Here is a 26589-nt window from a genome sequence, read left to right as displayed (position 1 = left end):
GGCATGAGGGGGAGCATCATGGAGACGTATCCCTTTGTTGATGCGGGCATGTGGGAGTTGAAGTATCAGGAGCTGCTCCTGCGCTTCGAGCAGGAGCGGGCGAAGGTGGGCCAGCTGTATGAAGCGCTGGCGTCGCGGGACGTGATCGGGCAGGCAAAGGGCGTCCTGATGGAACGCCACCGGCTGGATGCTGACAGTGCGTTCCAGCTGCTCATGCTGGCGAGCTCCCGGACCAATTTGAAACTGCACGAGGTGGCACGGAAGCTGGTGACGACGGGTGTGTTGGTAGCGCCGGAGCCCTAGGGCCTCCCGGGATGAGGTTCGCTTCCGCTAGGAGGTGCACCGCTCACAGGTCGAAGCCTCGGCTCGCGCCGTGAGAAATGGCGGAGGGTTGTCCCTACCGTGGCCTGGCGCCGGCGTGCTTCCGCGCGAGGTCCGCGAGGGAGTCGTCCACGCCTTCGTCCTGGAACGAACCGAACTTCCGCTCCGCCGCCGTGCGCAGCAGGAAGTCGGCAATCGCAGGATTCTTCGGCAGAAGTGAGCCGTGAAGGTAGCTCGCCACGATATTCCTGTGTCGAGCGCCCTCGTGTCCCTCTTCGGCGTTGTTGCCGGCTCCCTTGACGACGGTGGCCAACGGTTTCAGGCCGTCCCCGAGGAAAGTTTGCCCACTGTGGTTCTCATACCCGTGGATCTCGCCGAACTCCTCGCTCGTGGCGACGACGTTGCCGATCAGGCGCTCGGTACCGCCGCGCGTCTCGAGGTCCAGCACGCCGATGCCGGGGATGACGGCGCCGTCGTGCGTGCGGAACTCGTTGCCGAACAGCTGGTACAGCCCGCAGATGAGCAGCATGGGAGTTCCCTCCTCCGCCAGCTCGCGCAGCCTCGGAGCTATGGCCTGCAGGTCGTCCTGGATGACGACCTGACCGCTGTCCTGTCCTCCTCCACCGACGATCAGGTCGACGTCCTCGGGGAAGGTGTCGCCGGCGTTGTGTTCAAGGATCTCTGCCCCGTAGCCGCGCCATGCGAGGCGTTGTTTGAGCACGAGGACGTTCCCGTAGTCCCCGTAGATGTTCATCTCCCGCGGGTAGAGCTGCAGGATGCGCAGCGTGCCCTTCGACGGATCGGCGGGTGCCTCGGTCAGGGCGCTGGCGGATGGTGCGTCGGTCATCAGGAGACCACCTCGACCTTCGTGATCTTGGAGAGTTCGCGGCGAACCGCGAGCATCGCCGTGTAGGTGCAGAAGATGCGCTTGGGGCGCCCCTCCGAGCTGCGGATGAACAGCTTGAGTGCGTCGGCGATGTCGGTTTCGACGGCACCCACCCGGACGTCGTCGTACGTGAGCCGGAGCGCCATGTCGTAGGCGCGGACGCCGCTGACGATGTCCACGCCGCCGAGGCCGAGCGAATCGAAGTCGACGTCCCACAGCCAGGACATGTCGCGCCCGTCGGCATAGTTGTCGTTGATGGCGATCATGGTGGCGCATCCTGCCGGGTCGAAGGATTTCAGTCCGAGCCGGAAACCACTGGGATTCTTCACGAGGACCAGCTCGAGAGCCTGGCCGTCGACGACGAGACTCTCGCCCCGCCCGAACGCTGGTTCTACCGCGGCCAGCGACGAGAAGAGTCGCGCGTCGTCGGCCGTGGCGCCGAGGACGGCGCGGGCCGCCGCGAGCGCAGCGGCGGCGTTGAAGATGTTGTAGACCCCGCGCAGTCGCAGATCGGTGTGTGTCAGTTTTCCGTCCGCCTCGAACTCCGCGGAGTTGCCGTCGACGGAGCGGAGCACGACGTCGGCCGGCAGCTCCGATGCGGGAGCGGTTCCTTCGGCGCCGCGCAGCTCGTCGTCGTTGGGGAATGTGCTGCGGAGGGAAGCGTCGAGTCCGAAATAGACGACGTCGGCCCTGGAGATCGACGAGGCGAGGCCGGCGACGCGGGGATCCTCGCGGTTCAGCACCACCGTCCCCGTGGTGGCGAAGGCTATGCGCTCCAGCAGGCGGGTGGTCGCGTCGATCTCGCCGAAGCGGTCGAGCTGGTCCCGCAGGACGTTGAGGAGGAGCGAGTACTTCGGGGGCACGAGCTTCACGAAGTGCACGGCATGCGCTTCGTCGAGTTCGAGGACGGCGACGTCGGCCTTCAGGCGTCCGCGCCAGTCGACGTCACCGAGGAGCGCCGCCGCGACGCCGCGCGTGAAATTGCTGCCTGTGCGGTTGGTGAAGACGGTCAGCCCTTGCCCCTCGAGCAGCTCGACCACCATCTTGGTGGTGGTCGTCTTGCCATTGGTTCCGCTGACGACGACCACGCCGTGGGGGAGGGTGGACAGGGCGCGGCCCATGAAACCGGGGTCGAGGCGCTCGACCACGAGGCCGGGAAGGGCGGAGCCGCCGCCGCGCAGGCGGGACGCGATGCGCACGGCCTTGCCCACGAGAACTGGAAGGGGATTCATCCCTCCACATTATCGCTGGCGTGCCACCGTTGCCGGGAAGCGACGGGGACTCGCTCCGCGCGGCCGCCTCCGAGGGTCGGGTACGGGATCCGCACGCCATAGAATCGAGGGATGTCCTCCCCGTCCTTCTCGGCGCCCCTGCCCATGTCGGTCCCCGGATCCGATGATGCACCGTCACCACCTGTCCCTTCAGCTGCAGGGACCATCGGCACGACGGCGAACGGCCGGCGCGATATCGTCGTCGGCGTTCTCGCCGTGCAGGGCGACGTGCGCGAGCACATCGCGACCATCGAATCACTGGGAGGGCGCGCAATTGCCGTCCGGCGTCCGTCCGAGCTCTCGGCGGTCGACGGGCTGATCATTCCCGGAGGCGAGTCGACCACCATGGACAAGCTGTCGCGCACCCTTGGGCTCGCCGATCCGTTGCGGGACCTGATCGCCGGTGGACTGCCGGTGTACGGCTCCTGCGCGGGCATGATCATGCTGTCCGACGTCGTCGCCGATCCTTCCACCGACCGCTCGGGGAATCCGCAGCAGACCTTCGGGGGCCTCGACATGGTGGTGCGGCGCAACGCCTTCGGACGCCAGCGCGAGTCCTTCGAGACGGACCTCGACTTCGCGGGCCTCGCGACGACCGGCGGCGCGGCGGGTGATGACCCCGTTCGGGCGGTCTTCATCCGCGCTCCATGGGTGGAGAAGGTCGGCGAAGGTGTCGAGGTCCTGGCTCAGGTGCCTGCCGCTGAGACGCCCCGGGCCGGCCCGTCGGGCGGTGCATCGGACAGCGCATCGGGCGCTTCGTATGGGGGCGGGACCTCCGGTACGGGGATCGACTTGGACTCGGTCGCTAGAATTGTCGCAGTGCGTTCAGGGAACCTCCTGGCCACGAGTTTCCACCCGGAAGTAACGGGCGAGCGGCGGGTCCACGAATTGTTTATCCGGATGATCAGAGGAGAAGCGTAAGCATGTCGGGCCACTCCAAATGGGCAACAACCAAGCACAAGAAGGCTGCGATCGACGCCAAGCGCGCGAAGTCCTTCGCGAAGTTGATCAAGAACATCGAGGTCGCTGCGCGGGCCGGCGGTGCAGACGTCGCCGGTAATCCTGGCCTCGAGCTGGCCGTCTCCAAGGCCAAGAAGACCTCCGTCCCCATCGACAACATCAACCGTGCAGTGAAGCGCGGTGCCGGTCTGCTCGGCGAGGTCGTCGACTACCAGACGATCATGTACGAGGCCCGCGGTCCCCAGGGCTCAGCCCTGCTGATCGAGTGCCTGACGGACAACAAGAACCGCGCAGCGTCCGAGGTGCGCCTGGGGATCAGTCGCAACGGGGGCACCATCGCCGACCCCGGCTCCGTGGCGTACCTGTTCGCGCGCAGGGGCGTGGTCACCCTGCCGAAGAACGGACTCACGGAGGACGAGCTGCTCATGTCCGTGCTCGACGCTGGAGCTGACGAGGTCAGGGAATCGGCTGATGCCTTCGAGATCGTCTCCGAGCCGCAGGACCTTCGCGGAGTGGTCGCAGCGCTCGATGAGAGTGGTATCGAGTACGAGTCCGACGAGGTGGAGTTCGTCCCGTCCATGCACGTGGACCTCGATGCCGACGGCGGCCGGAAGTTCCTCAAGCTCGTGGACGCGCTCGAGGAGCTCGACGACGTCCAGAATGTCTACTCGAACGCGCATCTCGCGGACGACGTGCTGGCCGAGCTCGAGAACGACGACTGACATCGCACCGCTCGACGCCGCCCTGCGGGGTGCCCGATGACCTACCGCGTGATGGGCGTGGACCCCGGACTGACCCGCTGCGGACTCGCCGTCGTCGACATCGAACCGAACCGGCGTTCCACCCTCGTCGCCGTCGGTGTCGTCGGCACGGAGGCGGGTCGCAGCCTGGATGAGCGGCTCCTGGTCATCTCGGACGCCGTCGACTCCTGGTTGGACTTGCACAAGCCGCAGGTCCTCGCCGTCGAGCGAGTCTTCAGCCAGCTGAACGTCAGCACCGTCATGGGCACCGCGCAGGCCTCCGGAGTCGTGATCGTCGCGGCCGCCCGGCGTGGGATCCCGGTGGCCCTGCACACGCCGACCGAGGTGAAGGCGGCGGTCACGGGCAACGGCCAGGCCGACAAGGTGGCGGTCACGAAGATGGTGACGAAGATCCTGCGGCTCGACACCGCCCCCAGGCCCGCGGATGCCGCCGATGCGCTGGCCCTCGCCATCACCCATGCGTGGCGACGGGGAGTGGGACAGCAGGGTGCTGCCGCGGCGGCCGGTTCCATCACGCCCGCCCAGAGGATCTGGGCCGAGGCAGAAGCCAGGGCGCGACGTCGGTAGAACCGGTTTTCGGTGTGGCGGCTCGATCGCACGGCGCGACGCCGGTACGGTTGAGCATTAGAACGTATGTTCGACGGGCGGAAGCCCGGACATCCATCCGCACGTGCCCCTGGAGTTCCTCATGATCAGTTCCCTACGCGGGACAGTGACCCACGTGGGCCTGCAATCCGCCGTCATCGACGTCAACGGCTTCGGCATGCTCGTCCAGGCCACGCCGCAGACCCTCGCCGGGCTGAGGACGGGGGAGCAGGCCTCCGTGTCCACCGCCATGATCGTGCGCGAGGATTCAATGACTCTTTTCGGGTTCGAGGACGCGGACCAGCGCGAAGTCTTCGAGACGCTCCTCGCGGTCAGTGGGGTCGGGCCGCGCCTGGCGCTGGCCGTCCTCGCCGTCCACACCCCCGATGCCGTCCGCGTGGCGGCGTCGTCGGGTGATGACAAGGCGTTCAGCAAGGTGCCGGGCATCGGGCCCAAGGGTGCGCGGCGCATCGTGCTCGAACTCGCGGGCAAGCTCGTGCCGCTGGAATCCAAGCCCGGCATCTCCAAGCAGACGTGGCAGGGCCAGGTGCTCACCGCCATGATGGGCCTCGGCTGGTCCGAGAAGGACGCCGGAGCGGCCATCGACGCCGCGGTCGAAGAGTCCCCCGAGGTGGCAGCGACAGGTGATGTCGGGCAGATCCTCAAGCTCACGCTGCGCAGGCTCGGCCAGGACGGCGCACGCAGCTCGGCCCGGAGGAGGGTCGGCTCATGACGAACCAGAACCCCGAGGAGGTGCCGCTCGTCGCTCCGTCCTCCGATCCCGAGGACCGCGCCGTCGAGGCGGCGCTGCGCCCGAAGAACCTCGACGATTTCGTCGGTCAGAAGCGGGTCCGGCGGCAGCTCTCCCTCGTCCTGGAGGCCTCGCGGCTCCGCGGACGCAGCGCCGACCACGTCCTGCTGTCAGGTCCGCCCGGCCTCGGCAAGACGACCCTCGCCCTGATCATCGCCGCCGAGATGAATGCACCGCTCCGCATCACATCCGGTCCAGCGATCCAGCACGCCGGCGACCTCGCCGCGATCCTCTCGTCCCTGACCGAGGGGGAGGTGCTCTTCCTCGACGAGATCCACCGCATGTCGCGACCGGCCGAGGAGATGCTCTACATGGCCATGGAGGATTTCCGTGTCGACATCATCGTCGGCAAGGGTCCCGGCGCCACCGCCATCCCCCTCGAACTGCCTCCGTTCACCCTCGTCGGGGCCACGACACGCGCGGGACTGCTGCCGGGTCCGCTGAGGGACCGGTTCGGATTCACGGGGCACCTCGAGTTCTACTCCACAGCGGAACTCGAACTCGTGCTCCGCCGCTCCGCGATGCTCATGGACATGAAGGTCAGTTCGGCATCCTTCGCCGAGATCGCAGGCCGTTCGCGCGGCACGCCCCGTATCGCCAATCGCCTGCTGCGGCGCGTCCGTGACTGGGCGCTCGTCCACGGTATGGATACCATCGATGTTCGCGCGGCGAGTGCTGCGCTGGACATGTACGAGGTCGATGCACGGGGCCTTGATCGCCTCGACCGCTCGGTCCTCATGGCACTCATCACGAAATTCAACGGCGGCCCCGTCGGCTTGTCCACGCTGGCGATCGCCGTAGGAGAGGAACCCGAGACGGTCGAGACGGTGGCTGAACCGTACCTGGTCCGCGAAGGCATGCTCGGGCGTACGCCGCGTGGGCGTATCGCGACGGCGGCGGCCTGGAAACACCTGGGCCTGGTGATGCCGGCGAATGTTGCCGCCGCCATGCCCGAGGATCTGTTCTCCGTAGCTCCGGATGACCTGATGGGTACCGAATCCGCCCTTGACAGTTGGGGCCAACAGGACTCCTGACGCGGGAGTGGTCAGCATTCCCCTTTAGACTGGAGTCTCACGATGTGTGCCGGGGCACAGTTCTGCCGCCCACACCCAGTCCCAGGAACGGATTTTCCAGTGCTTGCACATGTAGTTGCCCAGACCGCCTCCGGAGATGCACCCCCCTTCGACATCTTCTCGCTGCTGCTGCCGCTGGCATTGGCCTTCCTGATCTTCACGATGTTCCGCAGGCAGCGTAAGTCGCAGAAGCAGGTGAAGGAGATGCGTACGCAGATGGAGCCCGGTACCGAGGTCATGACCCAGTTCGGTCTCTACGGCACGATCGTCTCGATCGACCAGGAGAACAACAAGGCAGTCCTCGAACTCTCTCCGGGCAACCTCGCGACCGTGCACACGCAGGCCCTGTCCAAGGTCGTCCAGCAGGAGAGCGCCGTCGCTGGTGACGGAGCGGAAGCTCCCGCGGATGACGCCGCTGCGCAGCGCGATCTCGATGCGTACGACGGCGCTCCGGTACCCGACGACGCCTCCTCGATCGACGGCGCCGACCGCGCCCCATCAGCCGGTGCCACAGCGGCGGGAACCACAGGTTCGACGCTGGGCGAGAGCCATGAGGAGACCAGCGAACGGTTGAACCGGGAGCAGGCCGTGCGGGAAAACCGCGACGCGCGTGATGCCCGCAATCCCAAAGTGAACCCGGACAACTAGCATTCCGTAGGGCCGGTACTCAACCGGGCCCGTCACGATCAATTCGGCGCACGAGCCGCGCCATTGCATAAGGACAACCCACCATGCCTCGTACCGGTCCCGGGACGGCAGCCAAGCGGACATTAGTCTGGCTGGGCGCATTGACAGCACTGCTCGCGATCCTGCTGGGAGCGGGCTCCTACTGGAGTACCGCGAGCTGGAGCCCCCGCCTCGCCCTCGACCTGGAGGGCGGCACGCAGATGATCCTCGCCCCCCGGGTACAAGGTGGCAGCGAGATCACACCGGAGCAGCTCGATCAGGCCGTGGAAATCATCCGCCAGCGCGTCGACGGTTCGGGTGTTGCCGAAGCGGAGATCAACACGCAGTCCGGCCAGAACGTCATCGTGTCGCTGCCCGGAACCCCGGATCCGCAGACACGCGACCTGATCCAGGCCTCGGCGCAGATGGAATTCCGTCCGGTCCTGGCGGGCGGTCCCGGCCAGGCTCCGGCGGCCGAGACCCCGACCCCGGACGACCAGCTGCCCCAGCCCGCGGCCGAGCCGCAGGATGCGAGCGACCCCAACTGGATCACCCCGGAGCTGTACAAGGAGTTCGAGGCGTTGAACTGCCTCGACCCTGCCGCTCTGGAGCCTTCGGAGGAAACCGCCCCCGCCGACCAGCCCATGGTCGCCTGTGAGCCCGACACGCAGGGGAAGTACATCCTCGGCCCCGTCGAGGTGCCCGGTACCGACATCTCGACGGCAAGCTACGGGCTGCAGCGGAGCCCGCAGGGTCAGGCCCTCAATACGTGGGCCGTGAACATCGACTTCAACGATGAAGGCACAGAGACCTTCCGCGAGGTCACCGAGCGACTCTTCGCACTCGGCGAAGGCGATCCGAGGAATCAGTTCGCCATCGTGCTGGACGGGCGGATCGTGTCCGCGCCGACCACCAACGCTGTGATCGCCGACGGCAACCCGCAGATCAGCGGAAACTTCACCGAGGAATCCGCCGCCGCCCTGGCCGAGCAGCTCAAGTACGGCGCACTACCCATCAGCTTCGAGATCCAGAGCGAGCAGCAGATCTCGGCGACCCTCGGTGCGGACCAGTTGCGCCTCGGGCTCATCGCCGGCCTGATCGGGCTCCTGCTGGTCGCCGCGTACTCGATGTTCCAGTACCGACTGCTGGGCCTCGTGACGATCGCGTCGCTCGTCGTGGCCGGCATCCTGACCTACCTCGCCATCTGCATCCTCGGCTGGACCGAGAACTACCGCCTTTCACTCGCGGGTGTAGCAGGGCTGATCGTCGCCATCGGCCAGACGGCCGACTCGTTCATCGTCTACTTCGAACGCATCCGTGACGAGTTGCGCGATGGGCGCGGGCTCATCTCCGCCGTCGAGAACGGCTGGCGCCGCGCGAAACGCACGGTGCTCGCGTCGAAAGCCGTGAACCTCCTGGCCGCGCTCGTCCTGTACTTCGTCGCAGTGGGCAACGTGCGCGGGTTCGCGTTCACACTCGGCCTGACCGCCATCGCCGACCTCATCGTGGTCTTCCTCTTCACGCACCCTGTCCTTCGGCTGCTGGCGAAGACGAAGTTCTTCGGCGAAGGGCACCCGTGGTCCGGTCTGGATCCCCGACGGCTCGGTGGCATCCCGCTCTATCGCGGGGCCGGTCGGGTTCGCGAGCCGGGCGACAAGCCTGTCGTCGCCGCCCGCACCAGGAACAAGGGTGCAACGGCCGAGGCCGACCGACGCCTCACCATCGCCGAGCGCCGCCGCGCCGAGCAGCAGAAGGCACTTGCCGGGCGTACAGGATCGTCCGTCGTCGAACGCACCGGTTCTTCCAAGAAAGAGATCAACGAATGAGCCGCACAAGCTTCGCCACTTTCGGCAACGAGCTGTACTCGGGCAAGCGCTCCTACCCCTTCGTCGCCAAGCGCAACCTCTGGTTCCTGATCGCCGGCGTCGCCATGCTGATCTCGATCCTGATCCCGGTGGTGAAGGGTGGTTTCAACCTCGGGATCGACTTCCGCGGTGGATCCGAATTCACGGTCTCGGCGACCGAGAACACGGACGTCGCCGTCGGCGAGAAGGCGGTGACCGACGTCGTACCCGAGGCCGTCCCCCGCGTCACCAACATCGCCGCAGACACCATGCGCATCCAGACGGAGCGGCTCTCGGACGATCAGACCCTCAGCGTGCGCGACAACCTCGTCACCGGGTACGGCGTCGGACAGGACCAGGTGACGTCGAGCTTCGTCGGGCCGACCTGGGGTGAGGACGTCAGCCGCCAGGCCCTGATCGGCTTCGGGGTCTTCGTGATCCTCGCGGCGGTCCTGATGGCCATCTACTTCCGCACCTGGAAAATGGCACTCGCTGCGATGGCCGCACTGGTCGTGGTCATGGTCGTCACCGCAGGGCTGTACTCGCTGAGCGACTTCGAGGTCACCCCGTCGGCGATCATCGGTTTCCTGACCATCCTGAGCTACGCCCTGTACGACACCGTGGTGGTGTTCGACAAGATCCGGGAGAACACGGCGGACGTGACGAAGTCGACCAAGCGGACCTTCGCCGAGCAGGTCAACCTGGCCGTGAACCAGACCCTCGTCCGGTCCATCAACACCTCGGTCGTGGCGATCCTGCCGGTCGCCTCGATCCTCTTCATCGGGTCCTTCCTCCTCGGTGCGGGGACGCTTCAGGATCTGTCCCTCGCTTTGTTCATCGGCATCATCCTGGGCACCCTCGGCACCATCTTCATCGCGGCTCCGCTCTACGCGGCGTTGCGGCTCAATGAACCCGAGATGAAGAAGCAGGAGAAGAAGGTCAGGAACAGGCGCTCCGTGGAAGCGGCAGCGGCCTGAACCACGGGCCGACGAGTGCACGCCGGCTTCGCTTCACCTCACTTCAGCCGCAGGTTCCCCGCGGGGAACCTGCGGCTGATGAGGTAACGAGCCCAGCTAGACTTGGAGTTGTCGCGTTACCTGTGGCATCTTGAGTCCTTTAAGGATCCGAGATCGAGATTGAGGGGCTGTGAATGGCTGAAGCGGTGAATCCCGTCGTGCGGCCCGGAGATGCCCCGGGACTCGCAGCTCACGAGGCATCACGCCCGGTCGCCACCGAGGCTCCGCGTCCTGTCCCCTCACGCGGACTCGTCCAGCCGACCTCTCCGACGTCAGCCCCTTCCGCGACGAGTGCGGATCAGGTAGCCCCGGGCAGGCGAGGCCGAACACGGGCGCGAATAGCACGGCTCACGGGTCGCGGTTCGTCCGGCTACTCCCCGGTCCTGGAGCCTCTGCTGCGCACGGTCCGGGCGAACAACCCGAAGGAAGACCTCGACCTCATCCAGCGTGCCTACCTCGTGGCAGAGCGGAGCCACGAGGGCCAGACGCGCAAGAGCGGCGATCCGTACATCACGCATCCCGTGGCCGTCGCCACGATCCTCGCCGAGCTGGGGATGACCGGCACCACGCTCGCCGCAGCGCTGCTGCACGACACGGTGGAAGACACCTCCTACACGCTCGATGAGCTCAAGCGTGACTTCGGCCCCGAGGTCGCCATGCTGGTAGACGGCGTGACGAAGCTGGACAAGGTGTCCTTCGGTGACGCCGCACAGGCCGAGACGGTTCGCAAGATGGTCGTCGCCATGGCCAAGGACATCCGCGTCCTCGTCATCAAGCTCGCCGACCGCCTGCACAACGCCCGCACCTGGCGCTTCGTCTCCCCGGCGTCCTCTGCGAAGAAAGCGCGCGAGACCCTCGAGATCTTCGCGCCGCTCGCCCATCGCCTCGGCATGAACACCATCAAGTGGGAGTTGGAGGACCTGTCCTTCGCAGCTCTCCACCCCAAGGTGTACGAGGAAATCGTGCGCATGGTGGGGGACCGGACCCCGGAGCGGGAGAAGCATCTCGGCCTCGTGCGCAACCAGATCGAGGAAGACCTCCGCGCAGTGAAGATCAAGGCGACCATCACGGGACGCCCCAAGCACTATTACTCCATCTACCAGAAGATGATCGTGCGGGGTAAGGACTTCGACGACATCCATGACCTGATGGGCGTGCGCGTCCTGGTGGACAGCGTGCGTGACTGCTACGCGACCCTCGGCTCGCTGCACTCGCGGTGGAACCCCCTCCCGGGGCGGTTCAAGGACTACATCGCGATGCCGAAGTTCAACATGTACCAGTCGCTGCACACCACCGTGATCGGTCCCGGCGGCAAGCCCGTCGAGATCCAGATCCGGACGCATGACATGCATCGCCGCGCCGAGTACGGCGTCGCCGCGCACTGGAAGTACAAGAACGGCGGCAGGCAGCTCGACACTTCCGAGAACGGCGACATGGGCTGGCTCCGGAGCCTCGTCGACTGGCAGCAGGAGACGTCGGATCCGAACGAGTTCCTGGACTCCCTCCGGTTCGAGATCAATGCCCGGGAGGTGTTCGTCTTCACGCCGAAGGGTGAGGTCATGGCGCTGCCCGCCGGATCCACACCGGTGGATTACGCCTACGCAGTCCATACCGAGGTGGGGCACCGCACCATCGGTGCCCGCGTCAACGGGAAGCTCGTCCCCCTCAACAGCGAACTCAGCCATGGCGACTGGGTGGAGATCTTCACCTCCAAGGCCGAGGGTGCCGGCCCGAGCCAGGACTGGCAAGGGTTCGTCAAGAGTCCCCGCGCCCGCAACAAGATCCGCCAGTGGTTCACGAAGGAACGCCGTGAGGAGGCGGTGGACAAGGGCAAGGAACTGCTGACGCGGGCAATGCGCAAGCAGAACCTGCCGCTGCAGCGCATGATGACGCACAGCGCGATGATGTCGGTGGCCGAGGAACTGCGCCATCAGGACATCACGGCCCTGTATGCCGCCGTCGGCGACGGGCACACCTCGGCCCAGAACGTGATCGAGCATCTCGTGGCGCTGATGGGCGGCCACGAGGGCGCCGAGGACAAGATCGCGGAGACGGCGGTCGCCACGCAGCCCCGGCGTCCCAAATTCTCCGACTCCGGTGTCACGGTACGCGGCGTCGGGGACGTATGGGTCAAGCTGGCCCGGTGCTGCACGCCGGTCCCGCCGGATCCCATCATCGGATTCGTCACTCGTGGCTCGGGCGTCTCGGTCCACAGGAGCGACTGCCGGAACGTCGAGGAGCTGCGTGACCAGCCGGACCGGATCGTCCCGGTGGAATGGGCGCCGACGCAGTCGAGCGTGTTCCTGGTGGAGATCCAGGTCGAGGCACTCGACCGGAAGAGCCTGCTCTCGGACGTCACGAGCCTGCTCGCTGAGAACCACGTGAACATCCTCGCGGCGAACGTGAATACGTCCTCCGATCGCGTGGCGGTGTCCCGCTTCGCCTTCGAGATGGGCGACCCCAAGTACCTGAACCACATCCTGAGCGCTGTGCGGCGCATCGACGGCGTCTTCGACGTATACCGGACCACGGGTTCCCAGCGGCGCCCCTGACCTCTGCCGCACGGCACTGGACGCGGACCCTCCGCCCTCCCGGGTTCTTACTCACCAGCATTGTCCTTCTGGGCCTCGCGAAGCCGGGTCAGGGCGCGGGTCTTCCCCGGCACCCGGGACGTGTTGACGAGGGCGGCCTCCACGAGGCGTAGCGGGCAGTCGAGTTCCGCCGACCTGCCGATGGCTCGGAGGATCAGGGCGGCGTCGCGGTCCTCGCCATGGACGGCGATGTCGAGGGCGGTCCGAAGCGGCGTCGTCACCGACACGCCGCCCACCAGATTGACGTCGAAGGGCCCCAGTGCGACCTGGTGCATGACCGCGCGGGTGAAGGGCGGCAGTGCAGTCGTCCGGCGCCGATGATCGGTCACGAGGCTGATCAGGGCCGGGGGAGGCGCGCACCCGTAGATCCAGGCAGCGCACGAGCGTCCCAGGGCTACTCGGGGACGCAGGGAGTGCGGGACGCTGCGTGCCGCCGCCTGCGACCTCGTTGCCGCATCCTCCCGGAAGTCGCTGCGAAGGTAGGAGTCGCCGATGACGAGGCGCACGAGACCGTCGAGGCGCATGGCCTGCAACTCCGCCGAGGTGAAGATGTCCCCGGCGTGGAAGAGCGCGCCACCCGTGGACGTGACCGGGTGCGCGCCCGCACCGAGGTGCCGTTCGGGTGGTGCTGCGACGGCGGCGCTATCGAGGGGACACATTCCTCCAGCATCGCGAGTATGCGCGGCATGCAAAAGCCCTCCGGCACCGCTGTGGACAACGGTGCCGGAGGGCCGGCGGTGCTATTGCGTCGGCCGGATGCGGGGTGCTAGGAGAAGTCCTGCGCCGATTTCTGCAGCATCTGGAGCCACTGCTCGCGGGCGGCCAGGGCCTCCTTCGCGGTGGCGATCTTCTTGGCATTGCCCGCACGCTCCGCGTCGGCGAGGTCCTCCTTGAGCTGGGCGATCGTCGCCTCGAGCTGGCTCAGGGCGCTGTTGGTCCGCGCCTTCGTCTCGGGGTTGGTCTTCGTCCAGTTCTCGTCGTCGGCGGCCTTGATGGCGTCTTCGACCTGGCGGAGTCCGGCGTCGATCCGGCCCATGTCGGCGCGGGGGACCTTGCCTGCCTCGTCCCAGCGGTCACGGACGGACTGGAGCGCCTTCTTCGCGGCGGCCAGGTCCCTGATCGGCAGGATCGCCTTGGCTTCCTTGAGCAGGGCTTCCTTGGCCACGAGGTATCCTGCGTATTCGTCGTCGACCGCCTCGTTCGCGGCTTTGCGTGCCTCGAAGAAGCGATCCTGCGCAGCCCTGAACCGGGCCCACAGTGCGTCGTCGTCCTTGCGGCTTGCACGCTTGGACGCCTTCCACTCGTCCATCAGGCGCCGGTACTCAGCTGCCGTCTGGCCCCAGTCGGTCGACTCGGAGAGCTGCTCGGCGCGCTTGATCAGCGATTCCTTGGACTGCTTGGCCTCGGCGTTGTCATTGTCGAGCTGCGAGAAGTAGGCGCGGCGGTGGCGGTCGAAGATGGTCCGGGCGGACCGGAAACGCTTCCACAGGGCATCCTCCGTCCCACGACCGAGGCGGGGCCCGTTCTTCTGGGCTGCCTTCCACAGCTCGAACAGCTCATTCATCCGAGTGCTGCTGGCCTTCCACTGCACGGTGGAGGGGTCGCGCCCCGCGAGCTCCTCGGCCTCGGCGACGATGGCTTCGCGGGCAGCGAGTTCCTTCGCCTTCAGCTCGTCCTGCACGGCGCGTTCGGCCTTCTCGATGCCGCTGATCGCCTCGAGGAGCGCATCTATCCGGGCTTCCAGGGCGAGGACATCGCCGACCATCTTGCGTTCGCCGACCTGGGCCCGTAGGTGTTTGGCCGTCTTGGTCATGTCCGACGACGGAGCCTTGGCCACGACGCGCTGCTCGAGCAGCGCCACCTGGCTGACGACGTCGTCGTACTTGCGCACGAAGTACCCGAGGGCCTCGTCACGCGTCGCGTCGGGGTACTGGCCGACGGCGTGCTCGGCGCCGTCGACGATCAGGAAGACGTGGCCGTCGTCCTCGACTCGCGCGAACCTGCCGGCTTCCTCGAGCGAAGTGCTGTACGCGGGCGGTGCTGCGACGGGCTGCGTCGGCTTCTTCAACGGTCGCGGAGCCATGGCCGTGGGAAGTGGCGGCTTGGGCGCATCCAGGCGCGGAGACGCGGGACTCAGCGGAGCGGGCTGTGCGGCGAGGGGCACGGACGGCTCCTCGGGAGCACCTGCCGCGTCACCGAGGGCGGTGTCGGTCGCGGTGTCGGTTGCCGGGTCGGCCGCATCTGCAGAGGCGGTGTCGACCGCTGTGTCGGCTGCTGCATCGGGCGCCGCATCGGCGACGTCATCGGCGACGTCATCAGTGACGTCACCGGACGCATCGTCCGCCGACCCAGGGCCGGCGTCGGCCGTGGCCGGCTCGACGACGTCGGACGCCGAGGCTTCCGCTTCCGGGGTCCCTGCGGCGTCCGCTGCCGTCACATCGGCTTCACCTGCGGGGTCGGCTGCCGGAGCAGACGCCGGATCGGCGACCGTATCCGCGGAGGTGCCGTTCACATCGTCGGAGCCGGTGGCTGCGGACGTTTCGGTGGGGGTGCCATCGCCTGCACCAGCATCAAGCTGCGTGTCGTGGCCGATGGTCGTTTCGTCGGATTGCTGACTCTCTGTCACCGCTAGAAGTCTTTCGCTCGTCGGATGGCCATGAGCAACGCCGGGGCCATTTCATGCAGGGCTTAGGAGTCTATCGGTCCGGCTGGTCGGGTCGCGGTGGAGAAGCCTGATGGACAACCCTCTTCAGCACCCCGCCGATTGCCGGAACAACGCGAAACCTGCCCCTGAGGCTACTTTACCCATTGCCTTTCATCCCCTTTGCGGCGCGGGATTGCAGCGGGACGCAGTGCGGCCTGCGTCCCGAGCCTGCCGCTTTTCCCCCGAGCGATAGAGGGCACCTAGGATTGAGGCCGCAGAACCGGACCGCTGACCCACGGGGGAGCGACGACCGGCAACCCGTGCAGGAGGAGAACTACACCATGGCCCGTAAGGCATCACTGTCCGGCTTTCCGGAGTGGCTCCCGGAAGAGCGCCTGATCGAGTTGCACGTCCTCGGGGTGCTGCAGCGCACGTTCGAGTTGCACGGCTTCTCCAGCATCGAGACGCGTGCAGTCGAGACCGTGGATCACCTCCTCCGCAAGGGCGAGATCGACAAGGAGGTGTACGCCGTCTCGCGGCTGCAGGCCGACGAGGCGTCGGCCTCCGAGAGTGGCCTCGCGCTCCACTACGACCTCACCGTGCCCTTCGCGCGGTACGTCGTCGAGAACGCGGGATACCTGGCTTTCCCCTTCCGCCGGTTCCAGATCCAGAAGTGCTGGCGCGGTGAGCGCCCGCAGGAGGGCCGTGCGCGCGAGTTCACGCAGGCCGACATCGACGTCGTGGGCGACGGCGTCCTGCCTTTCAGGTACGACGTCGAACTCGCACTCGCCGTCGTCGAGGCACTGGGCGCCCTCCCGATTCCGGACTTCACCCTTCGCGTCAACAACCGCAAGCTGGCCGAGGGTTTCTACCGGGGGATCGGCCTCGCGGACACCGCGGCGGTCCTCCGCAGCATCGACAAGCTGGAGAAGATCGGCGCGGAGAAGGTGGGACTGCTCCTGCGCGACGAGGTCGGCGCCGACGATCACCAGGTCCGTCTCGCGCTCGACCTCGCGGGGATCTGCACGCCCGACACCTCCTTCGTCGAGCGTGTCCGGGCTCTCGGCGTCACCAACGACCTGCTCGAGGAGGGCCTCGAGGAACTCCGCCAGGTGGTGGGCGAGGCCGCCCGCCGGGCTCCGGGCCGCGTGGTCGCGGACCTCAGCATCGCCCGGGGACTCGACTACTACACGGGCACCGTCTACGAGACCGTGCTCAACGGGCACGAGGGCCTCGGCTCCATCTGTTCCGGCGGCCGGTACGACGCCCTGGCACGCAAGGGCAACCGCACGTTCCCGGGCGTCGGTCTGTCCATCGGCGTCACGCGTATCGTCTCGCGCATCCTCAGCCAGGGATTCGCCACTGTGTCCCGCTCCGTCCCCACCGCGGTCCTCGTGACGCTCGCCGACGACGAGTCGTGGTCGCAGGCGCAGGACGTCGCCTCCGCGCTGCGGGGCCGCGGTATCCCGGCGGAGGTCGCGGCGAGCGCCGAGAAGTTCGGCAAGCAGATCAAGTTCGCGGACCGCCGCGGCATCCCCTTCGTGTGGTTCACCGCGCAGGACGGCTCGCACGAGGTGAAGGACATCCGGTCCGGTGACCAGGAGGCGGCGGATCCTGCCTCGTGGAGCCCTCCGGCCGAAGATCTGCACCCGGTCGTGGCCACCGCCTGACGCGACCCGCGGACGGCTGGAGCCGCCGCGTCGTCGCCCCGTTGTCTGAGGGGGGACGACCGGGTGGGACTGCAGGGCCCGTCGTCCTGTTCAGGCTCGTCTCCTGCGCCCCGCGAGCACGATCGCGCGCGCGATCAGTCCGACGGCGAGCACGGCCGTCATGGTGAGCACCGACATCGCCGGCAGGGTGAAGGCGAGGACGAGGCAGGCGACGGCGCCGACAGCGTTGAGCCAGCGCGGCGCGTACCACTGCCGCTCGGCGAGCGTGAAGGCCGCGACGTTGGCGATGGCGTAGTAGAGCAGCACGCCGAAGCTCGAGAAGCCCACGACGGTCAGGACGTCCGTGGTGAGCAGGAGGACGGCGACGACGACGGCTGTTGCGATGTCCGCGACCCAGGGCACGGAGTAGCGGGTGGAGATGCGGGTCAGCACTCGCGGGAGGTCGCGCCCGCGGCCCATGGCGAGGCTCGTCCGGCCCACCCCCGCGATGAGGGCGAGCAGTGCGCCGAGACAGGCGAGCGCGGCGGCGATGGTGACGACTGCTCCGCCGCGACCGGTGGAGCCCTCTCCGGGGACCGCCGCGTCGATGGCATCCCGCAGGGGTGCCGTGCTCCCGGCGAGCCCGGCGGGCCCGAGAGCGTGGAGGAGCGAGAGGGCCAGCAGCACGTACAGCAGCAGCGTGAAGCCGAGGGCGCCGAAGACGGCGACCGGGATGGTCCGGCGTGGATCGCGGACCTCCTCGCCCATGGTCGCGATGCGGGCGTAGCCGGCGAAGGCGAAGAACATCAGGCCCGCGGCCTGGAAGACGCCGCCGGCGGCGACCTGCGCGGCGACGGCCTCGCCCTGGTCCGCGGGTGCGGAGAACGCGACGACGATCACGAAGGCGAGGACGGGCACCACCAGCGAGACGATCACCCGGGTCGCCAGGGCAGTCCGGGTCACGCCGAACAGGTTGATGATGGTGAGGGCGGCGACGGCGGCCACCGCAGCTGCTTTCTCGGCGCCGGGGGCGGCGTAGAGGCCGAACGTCAGTGCCATCGCGGCGCAGGACGCCAGCTTTCCCGTGATGAAGCCCCAGCCGGCCAGGAATCCCGGCCAATGGCCCAACTGTTCGCGGCCGTAGACGTAGGTACCGCCGCTCGAGGGGTAACGGATAGCCAGCGAGGCCGTCGCGGAGGCATTGCAATAGGCGACGAACCCGGCGATCACGACCGCCAGCGGCAGGAGGTGTCCGGCGGCTGCTGCGGCCGGTGCGAAGACCACGAAGGCGCCCGCTCCGATCATCGCGCCGACGCCGACCATGGTGGCGTCCACCCGTCCCATCGCTCGGCGGAGTCGGGGCTGATGGGACATGGTTCTCCTCGGGATCGGGAAGCACGCGGACGGACGAGCAGGAGGAGCAGAGCCGACGGCTACCTCTGCCGGCTGTCCCGGCTGTCCCGGCTGTCGGGGTGGCCGGACGGGGACCGGTAAAGTTGGCCGGGTTTGGACCAACTCTAGGCAGGCGCCGCTCGCCTGCGACTCATCTGACACATCTGTGGGAAGGAATGCTGTGCTCCGCACGCATGAACTCGGCTCCCTTCGGCCCGAGCACGTAGGACAATCGGTCACCCTGGCTGGCTGGGTAGCCCGCCGCCGCGATCACGGCGGGGTGGCTTTCCTCGACCTTCGGGACGCCTCGGGCTTCGCCCAGGTCGTCGTGCGCGAGGAGGACGTGTTCGCCGGCCTTCGTAACGAATACGTCCTGCAGATCATCGGCACGGTCCAGCAGCGACCCGAGGGCAACGAGAACCCGGCCCTGCCCACGGGTTCGGTCGAGGTCATCGCGGACACCGTGACCATCCTCAACACGTCGGATCCCCTGCCCTTCCAGATCGACGAGCACGTGGAGGTCGGTGAGGAAGCGCGGCTACGCCATCGCTACCTCGACCTCCGCCGGCCGGGTCCCCAGGCGAACCTGCGGCTGCGTTCGGAGGCCAGCCGAATTGCCCGGGAGCTGCTGCACCAGGACGGCTTCGTCGAGATCGAGACCCCCACGCTGACCCGCTCCACGCCCGAGGGCGCCCGTGACTTCCTGGTCCCGGCACGCCTGGCTCCCGGCTCCTGGTATGCGCTGCCGCAGTCACCGCAGCTGTTCAAGCAGCTCCTGCAGGTCGGCGGGTTCGAGAAGTACTACCAGCTGGCCCGCTGTTACCGCGACGAGGACTTCCGTGCCGACCGCCAGCCCGAGTTCACGCAGCTCGACATCGAGGCGAGCTTCGTCGAGGAGGACGACATCATCGCGCTCGGCGAGCAGCTTGTCAGCGCGCTGTGGAAGCTGATCGACGTCGAGATCCCCCTGCCCATCCGCCGGATGACCTACGCGGACGCCATGGCGAAGTACGGGTCCGACAAGCCCGACCTTCGTTTCGGGCTCGAGCTGACCGAACTCACCGGGTTCTTCAAGGACACCGGCTTCGGCGTGTTCAAGGCGCCCTACGTCGGCGCCGTCGTCATGCCCGGCGGCGCGTCGCAGCCCCGCCGCCAGCTCGATGCCTGGCAGGAGTGGGCCAAGCAGCGTGGCGCGAAGGGTCTCGCCTACGTCCTGATCGACGACGACGGCAGCCTCCGCGGCCCCGTCGCGAAGAACCTGACGGATACCGAGCGGAACGGCCTGGCGTCGGCTGTCGGTGCAGCCCCGGGCGACTGCATCTTCTTCGCGGCAGGTGACAGGACGTCGTCGCGTGCCATCCTCGGCGCCGCCCGTGTCGAGATCGGCCGGCGCACGGGACTCATCAAGGATGGCGACTGGGCCTTCGTGTGGGTCGTCGATGCTCCCATGTTCGAGCCCGCGTCCGCTGCGGTCGCGGCGGGTGACGTCGCTGTCGGCGGTGGCGCCTGGACTGCCGTCCACCACGCCTTCACCTCCCCGAAGCCCGAGTTCCTCGACACCTTCGACACGGACCCCGAGAACGCGCTCGCCTACGCGTACGACATCGTCTGCAACGGCAACGAACTCGGTGGCGGTTCCATCCGCATCCATCAGAGGGACGTGCAGGAGCGCGTGTTCGCCGTCATGGGCCTCGGCGCCGAGGAAGCCCAGGAGAAGTTCGGGTTCCTGCTCGAGGGCTTCAAGTACGGCGCACCACCGCACGGCGGCATCGCGCTCGGATGGGACCGTGTGGTGTCGCTCCTCGCGGGCACGGACTCCATTCGCGACGTCATCGCGTTCCCGAAGTCCGGCGGCGGCTACGACCCGCTCACGGCGGCGCCGGCACCCATCACGGCCCAGCAGCGCAAGGAAGCAGGCGTCGACTTCAAGCCGAAGGCCGAAGCCTGACCCGTCTCCCGACGAGGGCTCTGACGATCGACCAAAGGACGGGACACCCACGGGTGTCCCGTCCTTTCCGCGTCGGTCGTGCAGGCCTGATCGCTGTCGGACGAATTGTGACGCTCCGACGTCGAGCAGGGGGCCGCTGTGAAATACTCGTCGGAGTACGTGCTCCGGGGTCGGTGTAAGTCCGAACCGGCGGTGATAGTCCGCGACCCGCATTTGTTCCGCACCCGCGGGACGACGGCGGTTGAGCCGGTGGAATTCCGGGACCGACAGTTAAAGTCTGGATGGGAGAAGCACGAACAGCAGGATGACCGCTGCCCGCCTGAGGGGCATCGGCCCCGCCGTGGTACGTCCACGGCAGTACCACCCTGCTGCCCTTGCCCGGAGCCGTCGTATCGGCGAAGGATAGGCATGGACTTTCTGCAGTGGCTCTTCGAGGCCCGCATTCCCGTAGGCAACGGTTCCCTCCTGCTCCGTGAAGTAGTGGGCAACGTCTTCGGCCTCCTCAGCGCCCTCGGCGGCATGCGTCGTCGCGTCTGGGCCTGGCCGGTCGGCATCGTCGGCAACCTCCTGCTCCTGACGGTCTTCCTCGGCTCCGTCTTCGGTGCCGCGAGTGCGGCCAACCTGCTCGGGCAGGCCGCCCGCCAAGTGATGTTCATCGCCGTCTCGGTGTACGGCTGGCGCCAATGGCAGGCGAGCCGCCACCGCGGCGGCCAGGCCGTGACACCGCAGTGGGCCGGTACCAGGGCCCGCTTCGGCATGGTGGCCTTCCTGGTCGTGGGTACCTTCGCGCTCACTCCGCTCTTCCGCGTCCTGGGGTCCTACGAGCCCGTCTGGGCGGATGCCTGGACCTTCGTCGGATCCTTGCTGGCCACCTACGGCATGGCCAAGGGCTGGGTCGAGTTCTGGCTCGTCTGGGTCGCCGTCGACATCGTCGGCGTTCCCCTGCTCTTCAGCGCCGGCTACTACGCCAGCGCCTTCATGTACGTGTTCTACGGCGCATTCACGCTGGTGGGTTTCTTCGTCTGGGCACGGGCGCAGCGATCGGCCAAGCCGAGCATCGAGACACTCCTGCCGGATCCCACCCTCCGATGAGCACCACGACCGAAGCCACCCCCGCGGAGTCCGCGGCCATGCAGCGCGCCCTCCTGCTCGCAGCTCGGGGCGTCCGGGGCGCGAATCCACTCGTCGGCGCCGTTGTCCTCGGGGTCGATGGGAGAGTCCTCGGTGAGGGCTACCATCGGGGCGCGGGAACGCCGCACGCCGAACCCGCCGCCCTCGCCGATGCCCGTGAGCGCGGGAACGACCCCCGCGGTGCCACCATGGTCGTGACGCTGGAGCCCTGCAACCACACCGGACGCACCGGCCCGTGCAGCGAAGCCCTGATCGAGGCCGGAATGGCCCGCGTGGTCCACGCTGCCGACGACGTCAACGGTGCCGCAGCCGGCGGTGCACAGCGGTTACGCGCCGCTGGTATCGACTGCGTCGGCGGGCTGGGGGCGGCCGCGTCACTCGAACTCAACGAGCGCTGGAGCACGGCCCTCGCCGCCGGGCGTCCCTTCGTCACGCTGAAGTCCGCCCAATCCCTCGACGGGCGAGTGGCGGCGGTGGACGGCACCAGCCAGTGGATCACCGGGCCGGAGGCCCGAGCCGACGGGCACCGGCTCCGCGGCCTCGCCGACGCGGTCCTGGTCGGCAGCGGTACTGTCCGGGCCGACGATCCGCGCCTCACCGCGCGGGATGCCGACGGCGTCGGGGTTACGGCGGCACCGGGCCTGCGCGCAGTCATGGGCCGGACGCCGGTGCCCGACGACGCCGCGGTCCGGGGTGAGGGCTTTCTCCACCTGCCCACGCACGAGGTGGGCGAGGCGCTCGACGAGCTGTACGGCAGGGGAGTGCGCCACCTCCTGGTGGAGGGCGGACCGCGTATCGCCTCCGCTTTCCTCCGAGCCGGCGTCGTCGATGAGCTCTTCAGCTACGTGGCCCCCCTCATGCTCGGCGACGGGGCCCCCGCCTACCCCGACCTCGGTGTCGGATCCCTTGCCGATGCCGCCCGCTGGATGCTCGACGACGCCGGCGGTCCCGGCGTCCGCCAGTTCGGCGCGGACGTGCGCCTGCACCTGCGTCCTCCGAGCGCAGCCCAGACCTGACCGTCCACCCACCCATCGCGCTCCCGCCCCCACCGGGAGCAAGCCCCACCCGAAGGAAGTATCCGTGTTCACAGGAATCGTGTCCGAGCAGGGCAGCGTGGTCTCACTCGACGTCACGCCCGACGGCGAAAGCGCCCTCCTCGTCTTCGAGGCGCCGGAGACGGGCAGGGACCTCGCCCCCGGAGCGTCGATCGCCGTCAACGGTGTCTGCCTGACGGCGGTCACGCTCGACGGCGGGCGCGTCGGCGTCGACGTCATGGGCGAGACGCTCCGCCGCACCACCACGGGCGCCCTGCAGGCCGGCGCGCCCGTCAACCTCGAGCGGTGCGTCCCGGCCGGCGGGCGCCTCGACGGACACGTCGTCCAGGGGCATGTGGACGGGCTAGGCGTGCTGCTCGAGCGCGAGGACCTCGGCGCGTGGCACCGCCTCCGCTTCGGCCTGCCGGCGAAGCTCGGCCGCTATGCCGCGGAGAAGGGCTCCGTCGCGATCGACGGCGTCTCCCTGACGGTCACCGCGGTCAGCGCCCCTGAGGAGAAGGATCAGTGGTTCGAGGTAGGCCTCATCCCGACGACGCTGAAGGAGACCGGACTCGGCGCGAAAGCCCTCGGCGATCCGGTCAACCTCGAGATGGACGTCCTCGCGAAATACGCCGAGCGCCTCCTCGGCTTCGCCGCCGCGGATGCACGACGCCAGGACGCCACCGGAGACACCGGAGTCACCGGAGCCACCACTGGAGGAGCGCAGTGACCGAGATCCCGGGTGCCACCCCGCGCGTTCCCGCCGGGCCAATCCGCCTCGACCCCATCGCCGACGCGGTGTCGGCCATCGCCGCGGGGCGCGCGGTCGTCGTCGTGGATGACGAGGACCGCGAGAACGAGGGGGACATCGTCTTCGCCGCCGAGGACGCGACGAGGGAACTCGTCGGCTGGACCGTGCGCTGGTCCTCCGGCGTGCTGTGCGTGCCGCTGCAGTCCGACGACGCCGACCGGCTCCTCCTCCCGCCCATGACCGCGGTGAACGAGGACTCGAAAGGCACGGCCTACACGGTGTCCTGCGACGCAGCCGTAGGCGTCAGCACGGGTATCAGCGCCGCGGACCGTGCGCGGACGGCCCGCGTCCTGGCTGATGCCTCCAGCGTGCCCGCGGACCTCACACGGCCCGGTCATGTCTTCCCGCTGCGCGCTGCGCCCGGCGGGGTCCGCCAGCGCCCCGGCCACACCGAGGCCGGTGTCGAACTGAGCGTCCTGGCGGGCAAGCGGCCCGCGGCCGTGATCGCGGAACTCGTGCACGACGACGGCGACATGATGCGCCTGCCCGCACTCCGGCGTTTCGCCGACAACCACCGGATTCCCCTCGTCTCCATCGAGGACCTCGTCGTCTTCCTGCGGGCCCGTGACGCGGAATCCGCTGCCACCGACCAGCAGGACCGGCTGGAGGCCTGAGACCGGCAATGAGCACTTCCCACCACCCAGCAGCATCTTCAGAAGGAGAACCATGAGCGGCCACGGAGCACCCACCATCGACATCAGCGGACTCACCACCGAGGCAGGCGCGCCCCTCCGCCTTGCGATCATCGCCGCGAGCTGGCACACGCAGATCATGGACGGCCTGCTGGACGGCGCCCGGCGGGCGGCAGCGGAAGCCGGCGCCGAGGTGACCGAGATCCGTGTTCCCGGCAGCTTCGAACTCCCCGTCGCCGCCGCGCGCGTGGCACCGCGGTTCGACGCCGTCGCGGCCCTCGGCGTCGTCATCCGCGGAGGTACGCCACACTTCGAGTACGTCTGCCAGGCGGCGACATCCGGCCTCACCGACGTGAGTGTCCGCACGGGTGTCCCCGTCGGCTTCGGCGTGCTGACCTGCGACACCGAGCAGCAGGGGCTCGACCGTGCCGGCCTGCCCGGCTCCTCGGAGGACAAGGGGCACGAGGCCGTGTCGGCGGCGCTGGCCACGGCTGCCGTCCTCCGGTCGTGGCAGCAGTGAGCACCGAGCTGGACGCCACAGGGGTCTCCGTGCGTGCCGGGACGACTCCACGAGCCGATAGCCTAGGGAGTGTGAAAACCTTTGATTCCCTCTTCGAGGAACTCAGCGCCAAGGCTGCCGAGCGCCCAGCGGGTTCGCGGACCGTCGCGGAGCTCGACTCAGGAGTGCACGGCATCGGCAAGAAAGTCGTCGAGGAGGCCGCGGAAGTCTGGATGGCCGCAGAGTACGAGTCCACGGAGGAGGCCGCCGAGGAGATCTCGCAGCTGCTCTATCACCTGCAGGTGCTCATGATCGCCAAGGGACTCACCCTGGAGGACGTCTACAGGCATCTGTAGCCGCGCCGGCGCTCCCGCCTGCGGCCCCTGCCCGTTCCAACCCTCCTCCAGCGAAAGTCTCCCTTCCATGCTCCGTGTCGCAGTCCCGAACAAGGGCGCCCTCTCCGAGGCCGCCTCATCCATGCTCGGCGAGGCCGGCTACCGCCAGCGCCGTGACCCCCGCGAACTCGTCCTCGTCGATCCGGAGAACGAGATCGAGTTCTTCTTCCTGCGTCCCCGCGACATCGCCGTGTACGTCGGGTCGGGAACGCTCGACGTCGGCATCACCGGCCGTGATCTCTTCCTCGACGCGCAGGTGAAAGCCGCGGAACTCATGCAGCTCGGCTTCGGCGCCTCCACCTTCCGCTTCGCCGGGCCCGTCGGTGACTTCTCGACCCTGGAGCAGCTCGAGGGCAAGCGCCTCGCCACGAGCTACGAGGGTCTGCTGAACGACTACCTGTCCGAGCGCGGCATCACGGCCGCCGTCGTCAGGCTCGACGGTGCCGTCGAGTCCTCGGTGCGCCTCGGGGTCGCGGATGCGATCGCCGACGTCGTCGAGACCGGCAACACGCTGCGTGCAGCCGGCATGGAGATCTTCGGCGAGCCCATCCTGCAGAGCGAGGCCGTCCTGATCGGACGCGCCGGCGTGGAGGCGCCCGCCGGCCTCGACGTCCTGCTGCGCCGCCTTCAGGGAGTCCTGGTGGCACGCCAGTACGTGATGATGGACTACGACGTCCGCAAGGACCTCATCGACGCCGCTGCAGCCCTGACGCCCGGGCTCGAATCCCCGACCGTGTCACCGCTGCGCGATTCCGACTGGGTCGCCGTCCGGTCCATGGTCAAGCGCAACCAGACCAACCGCATCATGGACGAGCTGTACGAGCTCGGCGCACGCGCCATCCTCGTCAGCACCATCCACGCCTGCCGGATCTAGGGGACTGACAGCCATGACCGTCGCAGTCCGCGTCATCCCCTGCCTCGACGTCGACGCCGGCCGCGTGGTCAAGGGAGTCAACTTCGAGGATCTGCGCGACGCCGGTGACCCGGTGGAGCTCGCGCACCGCTACGACCGCGCAGGTGCCGACGAGCTCACGTTCCTCGACGTCACGGCGTCGTCCGGCAACCGCGAGACCACCTTCGACGTCGTCTCGCGCACGGCGGAGGAAGTCTTCATCCCGCTGACCGTGGGCGGTGGAGTCCGCGAGATCTCCGACGTCGACCGCCTCCTGCGCTTCGGTGCGGACAAGGCCTCGATCAACACGGCGGCCGTAGCGCGCCCATCGGTCATCGACGAGATCACGCGGCACTTCGGCGCCCAGGTGCTCGTGCTGTCCCTCGATGCGCGCCGCACGCGGGACGCCAGTACGCCGTCGGGTTTCGAGGTGACCACCTATGGTGGCCGCAAGGGGACCGGGATCGACGCCGTCGCGTGGGCGAGGGAGGCTGCTGACCGCGGCGTGGGGGAGATCCTGCTGAATTCCATCGACGCGGACGGCACGAAGGAGGGGTTCGACCTCGAGCTCATCCGCGCCGTGCGAGCTGCTGTGGGAGTGCCGCTGATCGCCTCGGGAGGTGCCGGCAAGCCGGAGCACTTCCCTCCCGCGGTCGAGGCCGGAGCGGATGCCGTACTCGCGGCGTCCGTGTTCCACTTCGGACCGGTGGACGCGATCGCCCAGGTGAAGGCCGCGATCCGCGCGGCCGGTTTTCCCGTCCGCTGATACGAGGACCG

At 68.2% G+C, this 26589-nt stretch carries 25 protein-coding genes and 1 riboswitch; of the genes, 20 read left to right on the top strand and 5 right to left on the bottom strand.

Going from position 1 to position 26589, the window contains the following annotated elements:
- Nucleotides 1-18 precede the first annotated feature (18 nt).
- Entirely contained in the window at nucleotides 19-303 is a 285-nt protein-coding gene (locus tag D6T63_RS10875; RefSeq protein ID WP_235830689.1) for an ANTAR domain-containing protein, read from the top strand.
- Between the two features lie 94 nt (nucleotides 304-397).
- Here D6T63_RS10875 and D6T63_RS10870 read toward each other — a convergent pair whose 3' ends face one another.
- Nucleotides 398-1168: a type 1 glutamine amidotransferase gene (locus D6T63_RS10870; protein ID WP_120149068.1), complete on the bottom strand. Its 771-nt coding sequence runs from the start codon at nucleotides 1166-1168 to the stop codon at nucleotides 398-400.
- Nucleotides 1168-2439: a Mur ligase family protein gene (locus tag D6T63_RS10865; protein ID WP_120149067.1), complete on the bottom strand. Its 1272-nt coding sequence runs from the start codon at nucleotides 2437-2439 to the stop codon at nucleotides 1168-1170. Before D6T63_RS10865 ends, D6T63_RS10870 begins: the two co-directional genes overlap by 1 nt.
- 111 nt (nucleotides 2440-2550) lie before the next feature.
- Here D6T63_RS10865 and pdxT point away from each other — a divergent pair, with 111 nt between their 5' ends.
- The 9 genes from pdxT (at nucleotide 2551) to D6T63_RS10820 (ending at nucleotide 12746) form a co-directional block, all read left to right on the top strand.
- Nucleotides 2551-3399, top strand: a complete 849-nt coding sequence (gene pdxT / locus D6T63_RS10860; protein ID WP_235830688.1) for a pyridoxal 5'-phosphate synthase glutaminase subunit PdxT — start codon at nucleotides 2551-2553, stop codon at nucleotides 3397-3399.
- 2 nt (nucleotides 3400-3401) lie between these two features.
- Complete coding sequence (locus D6T63_RS10855; RefSeq protein ID WP_120149066.1) at nucleotides 3402-4160, top strand: YebC/PmpR family DNA-binding transcriptional regulator; 759 nt, start codon at nucleotides 3402-3404, stop codon at nucleotides 4158-4160.
- Between the two features lie 36 nt (nucleotides 4161-4196).
- The gene (ruvC, locus tag D6T63_RS10850) at nucleotides 4197-4766 is read left to right on the top strand and encodes a crossover junction endodeoxyribonuclease RuvC (RefSeq protein ID WP_120149065.1); all 570 of its coding nucleotides are present in this window, start codon (nucleotides 4197-4199) and stop codon (nucleotides 4764-4766) included.
- Nucleotides 4767-4887: 121 nt separating this feature from the next.
- A complete protein-coding gene (gene ruvA, locus D6T63_RS10845; protein ID WP_120149064.1) occupies nucleotides 4888-5517 on the top strand; it encodes a Holliday junction branch migration protein RuvA in 630 nt (209 codons plus the stop codon).
- Nucleotides 5514-6629, top strand: a complete 1116-nt coding sequence (ruvB, locus tag D6T63_RS10840) for a Holliday junction branch migration DNA helicase RuvB (RefSeq protein WP_120149063.1) — start codon at nucleotides 5514-5516, stop codon at nucleotides 6627-6629. The genes ruvA and ruvB overlap by 4 nt, the downstream gene beginning before the upstream one ends.
- 99 nt (nucleotides 6630-6728) lie before the next feature.
- Nucleotides 6729-7316, top strand: a complete 588-nt coding sequence (gene yajC, locus D6T63_RS10835; RefSeq protein ID WP_235830687.1) for a preprotein translocase subunit YajC — start codon at nucleotides 6729-6731, stop codon at nucleotides 7314-7316.
- 83 nt (nucleotides 7317-7399) lie between these two features.
- Nucleotides 7400-9160 carry a protein translocase subunit SecD gene (secD, locus tag D6T63_RS10830; protein WP_120149061.1) on the top strand — a complete coding sequence of 587 codons (1761 nt, stop codon included), beginning with the start codon at nucleotides 7400-7402 and terminating at the stop codon, nucleotides 9158-9160.
- Complete coding sequence (secF, locus tag D6T63_RS10825; RefSeq protein ID WP_120149060.1) at nucleotides 9157-10155, top strand: protein translocase subunit SecF; 999 nt, start codon at nucleotides 9157-9159, stop codon at nucleotides 10153-10155. The genes secD and secF overlap by 4 nt, the downstream gene beginning before the upstream one ends.
- A 173-nt stretch (nucleotides 10156-10328) precedes the next feature.
- Nucleotides 10329-12746, top strand: coding sequence for a RelA/SpoT family protein (locus tag D6T63_RS10820; RefSeq protein ID WP_235830686.1), 2418 nt, complete (start codon nucleotides 10329-10331; stop codon nucleotides 12744-12746).
- A gap of 47 nt (nucleotides 12747-12793) precedes the next feature.
- On the opposite strand, the gene D6T63_RS10815 is transcribed toward D6T63_RS10820, so the two are convergent.
- Nucleotides 12794-13444 (bottom strand): hypothetical protein, encoded by a 651-nt coding sequence (locus D6T63_RS10815; protein ID WP_120149059.1) that lies wholly within the window; start codon nucleotides 13442-13444, stop codon nucleotides 12794-12796.
- A 107-nt stretch (nucleotides 13445-13551) separates the two neighbouring features.
- Nucleotides 13552-15411, bottom strand: coding sequence for a DUF349 domain-containing protein (locus D6T63_RS10810; RefSeq protein WP_328588670.1), 1860 nt, complete (start codon nucleotides 15409-15411; stop codon nucleotides 13552-13554).
- Between the two features lie 359 nt (nucleotides 15412-15770).
- Between D6T63_RS10810 and hisS the strand changes: the two genes are divergently transcribed.
- A complete protein-coding gene (hisS, locus tag D6T63_RS10805) occupies nucleotides 15771-17099 on the top strand; it encodes a histidine--tRNA ligase (RefSeq protein ID WP_120149058.1) in 1329 nt (442 codons plus the stop codon).
- 90 nt (nucleotides 17100-17189) lie between these two features.
- Here hisS and D6T63_RS10800 read toward each other — a convergent pair whose 3' ends face one another.
- Entirely contained in the window at nucleotides 17190-18452 is a 1263-nt protein-coding gene (locus D6T63_RS10800) for an APC family permease (protein WP_120149057.1), read from the bottom strand.
- A 199-nt stretch (nucleotides 18453-18651) separates the two neighbouring features.
- Between D6T63_RS10800 and aspS the strand changes: the two genes are divergently transcribed.
- From aspS to hisF, 9 genes are all read left to right on the top strand, one after another.
- On the top strand, nucleotides 18652-20418 hold the full coding sequence (gene aspS, locus D6T63_RS10795) for an aspartate--tRNA ligase (protein ID WP_120149056.1): 1767 nt from the start codon (nucleotides 18652-18654) through the stop codon (nucleotides 20416-20418).
- 156 nt (nucleotides 20419-20574) lie between these two features.
- A riboswitch (FMN riboswitch) is annotated at nucleotides 20575-20715 on the top strand.
- A gap of 111 nt (nucleotides 20716-20826) precedes the next feature.
- Nucleotides 20827-21510: a nicotinamide riboside transporter PnuC gene (pnuC, locus tag D6T63_RS10790; protein ID WP_120149055.1), complete on the top strand. Its 684-nt coding sequence runs from the start codon at nucleotides 20827-20829 to the stop codon at nucleotides 21508-21510.
- Entirely contained in the window at nucleotides 21507-22565 is a 1059-nt protein-coding gene (gene ribD, locus D6T63_RS10785) for a bifunctional diaminohydroxyphosphoribosylaminopyrimidine deaminase/5-amino-6-(5-phosphoribosylamino)uracil reductase RibD (protein ID WP_120149054.1), read from the top strand. Before pnuC ends, ribD begins: the two co-directional genes overlap by 4 nt.
- A gap of 64 nt (nucleotides 22566-22629) precedes the next feature.
- Entirely contained in the window at nucleotides 22630-23313 is a 684-nt protein-coding gene (locus tag D6T63_RS10780; RefSeq protein ID WP_120149053.1) for a riboflavin synthase, read from the top strand.
- Complete coding sequence (gene ribB, locus D6T63_RS10775; protein ID WP_235830685.1) at nucleotides 23310-24008, top strand: 3,4-dihydroxy-2-butanone-4-phosphate synthase; 699 nt, start codon at nucleotides 23310-23312, stop codon at nucleotides 24006-24008. The genes D6T63_RS10780 and ribB overlap by 4 nt, the downstream gene beginning before the upstream one ends.
- A gap of 52 nt (nucleotides 24009-24060) precedes the next feature.
- On the top strand, nucleotides 24061-24546 hold the full coding sequence (gene ribH, locus D6T63_RS10770; protein WP_120149052.1) for a 6,7-dimethyl-8-ribityllumazine synthase: 486 nt from the start codon (nucleotides 24061-24063) through the stop codon (nucleotides 24544-24546).
- Nucleotides 24547-24617: 71 nt separating this feature from the next.
- A complete protein-coding gene (locus D6T63_RS10765; protein ID WP_120149051.1) occupies nucleotides 24618-24881 on the top strand; it encodes a phosphoribosyl-ATP diphosphatase in 264 nt (87 codons plus the stop codon).
- Between the two features lie 67 nt (nucleotides 24882-24948).
- Nucleotides 24949-25794: an ATP phosphoribosyltransferase gene (hisG, locus tag D6T63_RS10760; protein ID WP_120149050.1), complete on the top strand. Its 846-nt coding sequence runs from the start codon at nucleotides 24949-24951 to the stop codon at nucleotides 25792-25794.
- Nucleotides 25795-25807: 13 nt separating this feature from the next.
- Nucleotides 25808-26578 (top strand): imidazole glycerol phosphate synthase subunit HisF, encoded by a 771-nt coding sequence (gene hisF / locus D6T63_RS10755; RefSeq protein ID WP_120149049.1) that lies wholly within the window; start codon nucleotides 25808-25810, stop codon nucleotides 26576-26578.
- The last annotated feature ends 11 nt before the right edge of the window (nucleotides 26579-26589 follow it).

This window comes from Arthrobacter cheniae, from assembly GCF_003602275.1.
Lineage (GTDB): Bacteria > Actinomycetota > Actinomycetes > Actinomycetales > Micrococcaceae > Arthrobacter_D > Arthrobacter_D cheniae.
This window is presented reverse-complemented; position numbering and strand designations above follow the sequence as displayed.